Annotated in this window: 9 protein-coding genes and 1 pseudogene; 5 read left to right on the forward strand and 5 right to left on the reverse strand. The window is 73.7% G+C overall.

Annotation, left to right across the window (positions count from 1 at the left end):
- From BIV57_RS25630 to BIV57_RS25380, 5 genes and pseudogenes are all read right to left on the reverse strand, one after another.
- Positions 1-199: hypothetical protein (locus tag BIV57_RS25630; protein ID WP_217651743.1), on the reverse strand; the 199-nt coding region annotated here is incomplete at its 3' end.
- Between the two features lie 173 nt (positions 200-372).
- On the reverse strand, positions 373-1,269 hold the full coding sequence (locus BIV57_RS18825; RefSeq protein ID WP_079170474.1) for an SGNH/GDSL hydrolase family protein: 897 nt from the start codon (positions 1,267-1,269) through the stop codon (positions 373-375).
- A gap of 177 nt (positions 1,270-1,446) precedes the next feature.
- Entirely contained in the window at positions 1,447-2,127 is a 681-nt protein-coding gene (locus BIV57_RS26185; protein ID WP_245797802.1) for a hypothetical protein, read from the reverse strand.
- A 429-nt stretch (positions 2,128-2,556) separates the two neighbouring features.
- A pseudogene (locus tag BIV57_RS26190) lies at positions 2,557-3,957 on the reverse strand (alkaline phosphatase family protein); the annotation flags it as partial.
- A gap of 373 nt (positions 3,958-4,330) precedes the next feature.
- Positions 4,331-5,914, reverse strand: coding sequence for a CAP domain-containing protein (locus BIV57_RS25380; protein ID WP_079170475.1), 1,584 nt, complete (start codon positions 5,912-5,914; stop codon positions 4,331-4,333).
- A gap of 268 nt (positions 5,915-6,182) precedes the next feature.
- Here BIV57_RS25380 and BIV57_RS18840 point away from each other — a divergent pair, with 268 nt between their 5' ends.
- The 5 genes from BIV57_RS18840 to BIV57_RS18860 form a co-directional block, all read left to right on the forward strand.
- On the forward strand, positions 6,183-7,331 hold the full coding sequence (locus tag BIV57_RS18840) for an inorganic phosphate transporter (RefSeq protein ID WP_071658020.1): 1,149 nt from the start codon (positions 6,183-6,185) through the stop codon (positions 7,329-7,331).
- Positions 7,332-7,349: 18 nt separating this feature from the next.
- The gene (locus BIV57_RS18845) at positions 7,350-7,625 is read left to right on the forward strand and encodes a hypothetical protein (protein WP_071658021.1); all 276 of its coding nucleotides are present in this window, start codon (positions 7,350-7,352) and stop codon (positions 7,623-7,625) included.
- 14 nt (positions 7,626-7,639) lie between these two features.
- Positions 7,640-7,954, forward strand: a complete 315-nt coding sequence (locus tag BIV57_RS18850; RefSeq protein ID WP_071658022.1) for a DUF3349 domain-containing protein — start codon at positions 7,640-7,642, stop codon at positions 7,952-7,954.
- Positions 7,955-8,047: 93 nt separating this feature from the next.
- Positions 8,048-8,596 carry a hypothetical protein gene (locus BIV57_RS18855; RefSeq protein ID WP_071658023.1) on the forward strand — a complete coding sequence of 183 codons (549 nt, stop codon included), beginning with the start codon at positions 8,048-8,050 and terminating at the stop codon, positions 8,594-8,596.
- A 135-nt stretch (positions 8,597-8,731) separates the two neighbouring features.
- A partial coding sequence (locus tag BIV57_RS18860) for a class I SAM-dependent methyltransferase (RefSeq protein WP_071658024.1) occupies positions 8,732-9,528 on the forward strand: 797 nt, incomplete at its 3' end.

The raw sequence follows: 9,528 nt of genomic DNA on the forward strand, positions 1-9,528 counted from the left end.
GGCGGCGGGTGGTGGGCGGCTTGCGACGGCCGGCGGTGGCCGCGTTGCCGCTCGCCGGACGGCTCGGCGAACCGTCGGTGTGGGCATGACGTGATGTTCCGCCGGCGACGACGCGGCGCGGGGCCGACGCCGGCGGCTCCGTGCGATGTGCGGTGCCGCCGATGATGGCCGCGGTGCCGTGATGGGCATTGATGGGCATTGAGCTGGATGGCGTGCGCCGGCCGATCGGTTCGGCGCACGACCGGCGTGGGGTGCGGGCCGTTCTCGGTGGTGCCTCGGCGGGCGTCGGTCGGGTGCCGCGTGTCCGCCGGGCGGCGCGCCCCGGGCTTCGTGCCGCTGGCCGGGGGGCGCGCCGGACTCCGTTGCGGGCGGTCAGCCCTTCAGGGCGGTCTCCACCGCGGCCGCCATGTGCTGTTCGCCGGTGGCGTTGGGGTGGACGGAGATGGCGTCGGTGGAGGGGACGACGGGTTCGAGCCAGCGGGTGGACTCGGGTTGGCAGGCGTCGTGGCCCACGGATTGGGCGTAGGTGTCGACGAAGGTGGCGCCGCCCGCCGCGGCGGCCTTCTGCAGCATGGCGTTGAGGTCCTTCTCCACGCCGTTGAGGTAGGCTACGTCGCCCGAGGTGAGCGGCATCTGCGGCCAGCACTCGCCGGACTGCGGGAGGATGTCGGGATAGCCGACGACCAGCACCCGCGCGTGCGGCGACAGCTGGTGGATCCGCTGCAGCGCCGCCGCGATGTTCGGCCCGTCCGAGGCGATCGCGTCGGAGAACTTCGAGCCGAAGAAGTCCTGGCAGTACGCGTGGGCCGAGATCGGGTGCAGGACGTCGATCACCCCGCAGCCGGCCACCGCGGTGACGAAGGTGTTGTTGTCGTTGCCGCCGATGCCCAGCGTCACCGTGGTGGTGTCCGGGGTGAGCGCGTTGAACTGCGGCGGCGCGTCCGGGTACTGCGCCTGCGTCATGTTCTCGACCTTGGCGCCCCCGCAGGAGACGTCGGTGAGCTGCAGGCCGAGCGCGGCCGCGGTGAGGTGCGGGTAGTTGCGGGCGGACTGCGCGCAGTCCAGCGGGGCGCCGGGCGCGACGGGCAGCACCAGCGGCGCGGAGGAGTAGGAGTCGCCGAGGGCGACGTACTTCCCCGCGGGGGCATCAGAGGCGGAGGCGGAGGCAGAAGCAGAAGCAGAAGCGGTCGCGGCCGGGGCGGCCGCAATGCCGAGCGCGGCGGCCAGCGCACCGCCGACCGCCGCCCTCAGCAGACTTTTCCGGGGCATCGTCAGTTCCCTTCGCAGCAGCGGGCTTTACCGGGCGGTAACACTGATCGGTAAGCCATGATGCGAGAGGGACGCCCGACCGGTGCCGGGACCGGTTCTACAGAAAACCGGCCCCGGGGTTGTCGAGCCACGCCATGGACATGACGCGAACGGACGACGTCTCCACCGGCGAACGCGCTACGCCCCCGGCGCCACCACCACCTCGGTCGGCATCGTGGAGAAGCCCAGCACCGCCGTGCCCTCCACGGCCATCGTCGCGGCGTTCACCGCCGCCAGCGTGCCGCTGGAGTTGGTGCCGACCCAGGCCGTGCCGTCCGCCACGGTCAGCGCCGTGGGGATGCGCCCCACGCTCGCCGAGCCGAGCTTCCGTCCGGACTTGGCGTCCAGCGCCGTCACCCGGTCGTCGCCGGCCGTGGTGACGAAGACCCGCGAGCCCTCCTCGTCCACCGCCACCCGCCAGGGCGTCGCCCCGACCCGGATCGACGACGTCACCTGCATCGACCGCAGATTGACGAACGCGACCGTGCCCGACCAGGAGTTGGCCACGTACGCCCGCTTCCCGTCCGGGTGCACCGCCACGCCGACCGCCCGGCCCAGCGCCCGCAGCCGGCCGACGTGCTTGCCGGAGCGGGTGTCCACCGCGACCAGCGCGTCGTAGCAGGAGGCGAGGAGCGTCGCGCCGTCGGGCGTGAGCGCCAGCCCGTGCGGGGAGATGCCGACGTCCCAGGTGTCCGTCACCTTGATGGCGTCCGCGTCCAGCACCGAGACCGTGCGCGAGCCGCCCGGCCCGGTGTCGCCGCCGGTGTTGGCGACGAACACCCGCTTGCCGTCCGGCGAGACGACGACGCCGTGCGGCATCGGCCCGACCGCGGCCGTGCCCACCAGCTTGCCGGCCGCGATGTCGATCCGGCCGACCGCGCTCGCCCCGGACTGCGTCACCCACAGCTGGGTGCCGGCCGCGTTGCGCGCCACCCCGTACGGGTTGGTGCCCGCGCTGACCTGGCCGACCAGCGCATGGGTGGACGGGTCGACGATCACCAGCGCGCTGCCGCCCACCTCCGCCACGTACGCGAAGGCCTTGCCGGTCGGTATGGCCTCGGGCGCCGCGTCCAGCAGGCCGGGGAAGTTGGTCCCCTTGGTGCCGTGCGGGAAGTCCTCCCGGGCGGTGGTGCGGTTCTCCACGGCCCGGCTGAGGAACAGGTGGTCCGCGCCCTTGAACTTCGCCTCGGCCTGGGTGGACGGGGACGGTGTCGGCGACGGGATCGCCCGTGCCGCCGCCGACGAGCCCTGGTGCGGCGGCGTCTGATCGGTCGTCGGGGGCGTCGCCGCGGGCAGCGTCGCCACCTCGGTCTCGGCCTGCCAGAAGAGCGGCTTGGTGTGCGGCAGCTTGGGGAACGGCTTGGCCTTCGGCAGGCCCAGGGCGCTGGTCAGGTCCCCGAAGGTGTCCCGGCGCCAGGCGGAGATGTTGGTCTCCTTGACGCCGGTGAAGGTCTCCAGGAAGCGCAGCACCGAGGTGTGGTCGAAGGTCTCGCTGGCCACGTACCCGCCCTGCGTCCAGGGGGAGACGATGGTGCAGGGGACCCGGACGCCGCCGCCGATGGGCAGTCCGCCGACGAACTCGTCCGCGGTGCCGGCCGGCGGCATCGGCGGGGCGACGTGGTCGAAGAGCCCGTCGTTCTCGTCGTAGTTGATGATGAAGACGGTCTTGCGCCACACGTCGCGGTTGGCGGCGATGGCGTCCAGCTGGCGGGAGACGAAGTCCGCCCCCGCGGCCGGGAGGTAGGACGGGTGCTCCGACTGCGCCGAGGTCGGGATGATCCACGAGACGGTCGGAAGCCGGTCGTTCATCGCGTCCTGGGCGAACTGGTCGGCCGGGCCGATCCGCAGGCCGTGCTCGTAGAGCGCGTCGCCCGGCTTGGAGTTCTGGTAGGCCGCGAAGAAGTCCAGCGGGCAGCAGCCGTAGTCGTCCTCCTCCTGGTAGACGTGCCAGGAGACCCCGGCCTTGGCGAGCCGCTCCGGGTAGGTCGTCCAGCGGAACGGCGACGGCACCACGTTGCTGGTGACGGGGCCGCCACCGGTGCCGTTGGGGTCGATCATGCCGGTCCAGTGGTAGATCCGGTTCGGCCAGGTCGGGCCCAGCAGCGAGCAGTGGTAGTTGTCGCAGAGCGTGAAGGACTCGGCGAGCGCGAAGTGGAACGGGATGTCCGCGGCCTCGTAGTAGCCCATCACGTAGGGCGCCCGGGCGTCGCCGTCGGCCTTGCGGTGCGCGGCCATCCAGCTGTCGTTGGCGCCGTTGTTGACGGCCTGGTGCTGCACCGTCCACGCGTGGCTGGTGGAGGGGATCGCCTGGGTGCTGGTCTGCTTGGTGTTCAGGTGCCAGGGCAGCAGATAGCCCAGGGGGTTCTTGTCGTCCGGCTGGTAGAGGACGCTCCTGCCGTTCGGCAGCTTCGCCATCGTCGGGTCGTCGAAGCCCCGGACGCCCGGCATGGTGCCGAAGTAGTGGTCGAACGAGCGGTTCTCGAGCATCAGGATGACGACGTGCTCGATCTCGTCCAGCGTGTCGGGCCCCTTCGCCGGTTCGTCGGCGATGGCGCGCTGGAGGTTGGGGGGCAGCAGAGTGGCGGCTGCGGCGAGCCCGCTTGCGGCGAGTCCGGACTTCAGCAGTTTGCGGCGGGACAGCTCGGCCATGATCACCTCGTAGGAGCGGTGGGGGAAGTTGCGGCTGCCGTGGTTGCCGTCATCGATCGTGAAGAGAGCGCTCAACGCGCGTCAATAGGGTGAAAGGCAAATCAAAGGACGGGAGGTGAACATCGAGACACTATCCGGCGCAACGGAGCGAAAGGCTCCGATCGGGCATGCCGCGCGCCGGGCGCGAAGCGGCGGGGCGCACGCCGGAGCCGCCCGGCGCGCGTGATGACCGAAAACAATCGAGCGGTCTTGCGCCGGGCGGGTGATGGGGCATCACTGATCGACGGGGCGTTCTTCGGTCGCCCGCGCGAGTTCTGACGATCGGTCTGCCGGAGGGCCGGTCCGTCGGTCCGTCGGTCGGGAAGTCGGTCCGTCAGTCGGAGAAGTCCTGGGTGAGCCAGACGGTGCCCTTGGCGTCCCGGTAGACCGATATGCCGATATGCGAATAGCTGCTGCTCAGGATGTTCTTGCGGTGGCCGTCGTTCGGGGGCTTCTCGTCCAGCATCCCCTGGGTGAGGCCGACCGCCATCCTGGCGATCGCCGCCGAGGTGTTGTCCACCGGGCCGCCTTCGCCGATGTTCTCGCCCGCCGCGCCCCACTTCACGCCGGCCGCGGTCTCCCGGTCGCCCAAACCCGCCTCGCCCGGGCACTGGTGGGAGAGCCCGCACCCACCGGCCATCGTCATCGTGTGGCGGGTGGCGCTGGTGGTGAGGCCGGTGGAGATGGTGAGCGGCGAGAGGCCCTGCTGGGCGCGCGCCTTGTTGATCAGCTCCAGCACCTGGGCCACCGCGGCCGAGGAGACCGGCGTCGGGGCGGCCGTCGGCGTCGACGAGGAGCCGCCGCCCGCCGACTGGGACGGGGACGCGGAAGCGCTGTGGCTCGGGGAGGCGGAGGTGCTCTTGGAGGGCGTCGAACTCGGGGTGCTGGAGGCCGTCCGGTGCGGGCGGGTCGGGGTCGGCGCGGCGGGCGCCTTCGCCGCGTGCGTTCGCGCGGGGGCGGAGTGCGTCCGGCCGGGCGTCGAGGACGGCGTGCGGCTGGCGCTCGCCGAGCCGCCGGCCGACGGGGAGCCGGCGCCGGAAGTGTCGGCGGCGGTGCGGGCCGGCCCGGCGGCCGAAGTGCCCTGGGTGGACGGTCCGGTGGTGGCGCGGAGCGTCATCATCCCCGCCCCGGCGGCCACCGCGACGGCGGCGACGCCGAGCAGCGGGGCGCCGACGCGGCGGCGGCGCTGCCGCGGGCGGCGGTGGCCGCCGGTCGGGTCCGGGCCGTCGAGGCCGTGGATGCCGCCGCCGGTCGGGGGTGTCCGCGCGTCCGCGGGCTCGGGCGCGTCGCCGGCCGCGAACGGGTAGGTGGCGGCGGGGGTGTGCGCGGGGGCGTAGGACGGGGCGGCGTACGCCGGGGCCTGCGCGGGGAACGCCGCCGGGGGCGCGTCCGGGAAGGCGGGGAGGTCCGGGAGGTCGGAGAAGGCGGGGACGCCGCCGTGCGGGGTGGCGTCGTCGGCGAAGAGCGGGCCGCCGATGTGCGGCGGCGGGTACGCGGGCACCTGCGGCGCCGGCTCCTGGTACGCCGCTCCCCAGGGGTCGCGCGAAACCTGGGGCTCCCAGGACGAGGGCTCGGGGAAGGGCGGGTCCTGGAAGGCGGGCTGAGGGAACGTCGGCTCCGGGTACGCCGGCGCCACCACCGGCATCGGCGTCGGTATCCGCGGCGGCATCGGCGCCGACAGCTGCGTCGGTATCTGCGCCGACATCGGCGTGCGCATCGGCTCCGGCTCCGGCTCCGGGTAGTACGCCGGCGGGGCGAGCGGCATCGGCGGCGGCACGGGCGGCATCGGGGCCGCGTAGTACGGCCGCGCGGGGGTGCTTCCCGGCAGCGGGCCGAAGAGCGGATCGTCGTCGGGCACTTCGCCCCACCCGGTCGCCGAGGGTATCGGCGCCGTGCCGTCCTGCTGCCAGCCGTTCATAGCGGGTGCACCTCGCTCGGGTCGTCCCCCCTGGGTTGATCCGAAACCTTGTTTCAGTCCGCGCGGCCCCAAGAGTCACAGAAACCGGCTCCCGGCTCAAGTCCTTCGGGGGAGATGGGGACAAACCACCGTCCGGGCGCCACTCCCGGTGACGAGCCGTCAGCGCGGTGACGCGGATCCGACCTCCGGGCGAACACCCGCGCACAACTCGCTCCCAGCGGGGCCGAAGCCCTTAAACCGGGGCGCCGCAGCCCGCCACACTCCGAGGGTGGGAAACGACTTCCTCCTGACCCTCGTCGTGATCACCGCTCTCGGGTTCGATTTCACCAACGGCTTCCATGACACCGGCAACGCGATGGCCACCTCCATCGCCACCGGCGCCCTGCCGCCCAGGATCGCGGTCGCCCTCTCCGGCGCCCTCAACCTCGTCGGCGCGTTCCTGTCCCTCAGCGTCGCCGCGACCATCGCCTCCGGCCTCGTCGACACCGGCCCCATCACCCTCACCGTGGTCTTCGCCGGGCTCGCCGGCGGCATCGTGTGGAATCTGCTCACCTGGTTCCTCGGCATCCCCTCCAGCTCCTCGCACGCGCTGATCGGCGGGGTGGTGGGCGCCACGCTCGCCGCCGCGGGCGGAAGCGCCGTCAAGTGGCACGGACTGGTGGAGAAGGTGATCATCCCGGCGGCGCTCTCGCCGGTGATCGCCGCCCTCATCGCCACCGCCGGCACCTGGCTGATCCACCGGATCTCCCGGGACATCCCGGAGGGCACCCGGGGCCGCGGCTTCCGGCTCGGCCAGATCGGCTCGGCGTCGCTGGTCTCGCTGGCGCACGGCACCAACGACGCGCAGAAGACCATGGGCATCATCACCCTGGCGCTGATCGCCAACGGCACCGTGCACGCCGGGGCATCGGCGCCGTTCTGGGTGATCCTCTCCTGCGCGATCGCCATCAGCCTCGGCACCTACACCGGCGGCTGGCGGGTCATCAGGACGCTCGGCAAGGGCCTGGTGGAGATCACCCCGCCCAAGGGGATGGCCGCGGAGTCAGCGTCCGCGGCGGTGATCCTGCTCTCCAGCCACTTCGGCTACTCGCTGTCCACCACGCATGTCGCCACCGGGTCGATCCTCGGCACCGGGCTGGGCGTCCGCGGGGACGAGGTCCGCTGGGGCGTCGCCGGCCGGATGGCCACCGCCTGGCTGATCACGCTGCCGGCCGCGGGCGCGGTCGGCGCGGGCTGCTACGGGCTGGCGCACCTGGTGGGCGGGACGGGCGGGGTGCTGGTCGACGCCGTGCTGCTGCTCGCCGTCGCCGCCCTGATCTTCCTGCGCTCCCGGCGCACCGCGGTGCGCCACGACAACGTCAACGCCGAGTGGCAGGGCGGCGTGGTGCCGCCCGCGCCGGCCGCGGCCGCGGCCTGAGGGAAGGGTGGGACGACCATGAGCTCCTGGATCGACCTGGGCGCCGTCTGGCGGATCGTCGTGGTGGGCCTGCTCGCCGGGGCGGGGCTGCCGGCGCTCTTCGCCGTCGGGCTGCGGCTGCTCGCCGCGCCGGGCGGCGGCGCCGGCCCCGGCGCCGCGTCCGGTACCGGTTCTGCGTCCGGCGCCGGCTCCGGTGCGGCGCGGGCGGTGGGGACGGGGGCCGCCGGCCTCTGCTTCGCCGCGGTGCTCGCGGGCATCGGCTGGGGCATCTTCACCATCGTCAACGGCGGCTGAAGGGCGAACGAACCATGGACCTGCCCCCCTTTCTCGCCGCGGTGGTCGGATGGCTGCGCGCGGGCTACCCCGAGGGCGTCCCCGAACAGGACTACCAGCCGCTCTTCGCGCTGCTGGGCACGCATCTGACGGACGACCACCTGGCGGCCGTCGCCGAGGAGATGGCGTCCGGGGCCGAGCCGGGGCCGGCGGCGGCGATCCGCGCCGCCCGCGACTCCGCGTCGGCGGCGGGCGCCGCCGGGTCCCGTCCGCCGACCGCCGCGCTCGCCCGCGTCAGCGCCCGCCTCGCCGCGGGCGGCTGGCCGCTGGCCCGTCCGCCGGAGTCGTGACACGGAGACCGCAACCGCACATCGCGTCCTCGCGTCCCCCATCCCGACAAGCTGTTAACCCACCTTTATGACGCTTCGGGGGAAAGAGCAACGATGCCGGTGCAAGCCGACAAGTCGCAGAGAATCATCAACAACGCGGTCAAGGAGCGCCAGTGGCGCCGGTCCGGGAAGTCCCGGACCACCGCGGCCATCGTCCTGGCGGCGTTCCTCGTGCTGGGGCTGTTCCTCGTGATCAAGGTCTACCCCGGCCACCCGGGTGACACCGCCGCGCCGACCTGCAACGGCACCGTGATGTCGCAGGGCGACCAGTGCCAGGAGACGGTGAACGGGGTGCCCACCCACACCTACAGCTACGCCGACATGCTGGCGAAGCAGCAGGCGACGCACCCCGCCGCGATGGTCATCGGGATCATCGCGATCGCCATCGCGGTGGTGTTCTTCGTCCCGGCGATGCGCAGCCTCAGCCCGAGCAAGCCCTGGGGGACGGCCCGTCCCGAGCCGTGCCCGCGGTGCGGGCGGTCCGAGCTGCGCGAGAAGCAGATCACGCACACCGAGACGCATGGCCGGGTCCGCTCGACCTGGCGCGGGATCGTCACGCTGTGCACGGCGGAGTGCGGGTTCACGGCGGTCCGCAAACCGTGACCGGGCCCGGGCCCGGGCCGACTCCGGCCGGGCCGCGGCGGCTGCTCGACGGCCGCCGCGGCCCGGCTTCCGCATCCGCCTCGGCGTTGCAGGCATCCTTGGCGTCGTAGGCATCCGGACCCCGGGAGGAACGCCATGACGCAGCCCAACCAGCCGCAGATCGAGGCCTGGAACGGGATCACGGGCAACCACTTCGTCCGCCACCGGGAGCGGTTCGAGGGGATGTTCCGGCGTCTGACGCCCCATCTGCTGCGCGCGGCGGACGTCCGTCCGGACGAGCGGGTCCTGGACGTCGGCTGCGGCGCGGGGGCGACGACGCGCGCGCTGGCCGCGGCGGCGCCGCGGGGCGGCGCGCTGGGGCTGGACGTCTCCGAGCCGCTGCTCGCCGAGGCGCGGCGCATCACCGCGGAACAGGGGCCGGGCAACGCCGGGTTCGCGCTCGGGGACGCCCAGACGTACGCGCTGCCCGCGGGGGAGCGGGATGTGGTGGTGAGCCGGTTCGGGGTGATGTTCTTCGCCGACCCGGCCGCCGCGTTCGGCCGCCTCGCGGCGGCGCTGCGGCCCGGCGGGCGGCTCGCCGTGCTGTGCTGGCGCACCCTGGCGGAGAACGCGCACTTCGCGGTCCCGTACGGCGCGGTGCGCGGGCTGGCGCCGGAGGGGGCGCAGGCGGAGGAGGACCCCGAGGACCGGGAGGACGGCAGCCCGGGCCCGTTCTCGCTCGCCGACCCCGACCGCGTCCGCGGCATCCTGGCGGGGGCCGGCTTCCGCGACGTCGAGCTGCGCCCCCTCGACGAGCCGGTCCGCATGGCCGCGGACCTCGACGACGCCCTCGACTACCTCCTCGACACCCCCGAGGCCGCCCGCCTCCTCGCCGCCGCCCCCGACCCCACCCCCCTCCGCGCCAAGGCGACCACCCTCCTCCGCCCCGCCCT

The sequence above is a fragment of the Mangrovactinospora gilvigrisea genome (assembly GCF_001879105.1).
Taxonomy (GTDB): domain Bacteria; phylum Actinomycetota; class Actinomycetes; order Streptomycetales; family Streptomycetaceae; genus Mangrovactinospora; species Mangrovactinospora gilvigrisea.

Excerpts from the sequence above, each read along its gene's own strand:
- BIV57_RS18825 (WP_079170474.1), bottom strand. The coding sequence starts at position 1,269 with ATGCCCCGGAAAAGTCTGCTGAGGGCGGCGGTCGGCGGTGCGCTGGCC.
- BIV57_RS26185 (WP_245797802.1), bottom strand. The coding sequence starts at position 2,127 with ATGCCGCACGGCGTCGTCGTCTCGCCGGACGGCAAGCGGGTGTTCGTC.
- BIV57_RS25380 (WP_079170475.1), bottom strand. The coding sequence starts at position 5,914 with ATGAACGGCTGGCAGCAGGACGGCACGGCGCCGATACCCTCGGCGACC.
- BIV57_RS18845 (WP_071658021.1), top strand. The coding sequence starts at position 7,350 with ATGAGCTCCTGGATCGACCTGGGCGCCGTCTGGCGGATCGTCGTGGTG.
- BIV57_RS18850 (WP_071658022.1), top strand. The coding sequence starts at position 7,640 with ATGGACCTGCCCCCCTTTCTCGCCGCGGTGGTCGGATGGCTGCGCGCG.
- BIV57_RS18855 (WP_071658023.1), top strand. The coding sequence starts at position 8,048 with ATGCCGGTGCAAGCCGACAAGTCGCAGAGAATCATCAACAACGCGGTC.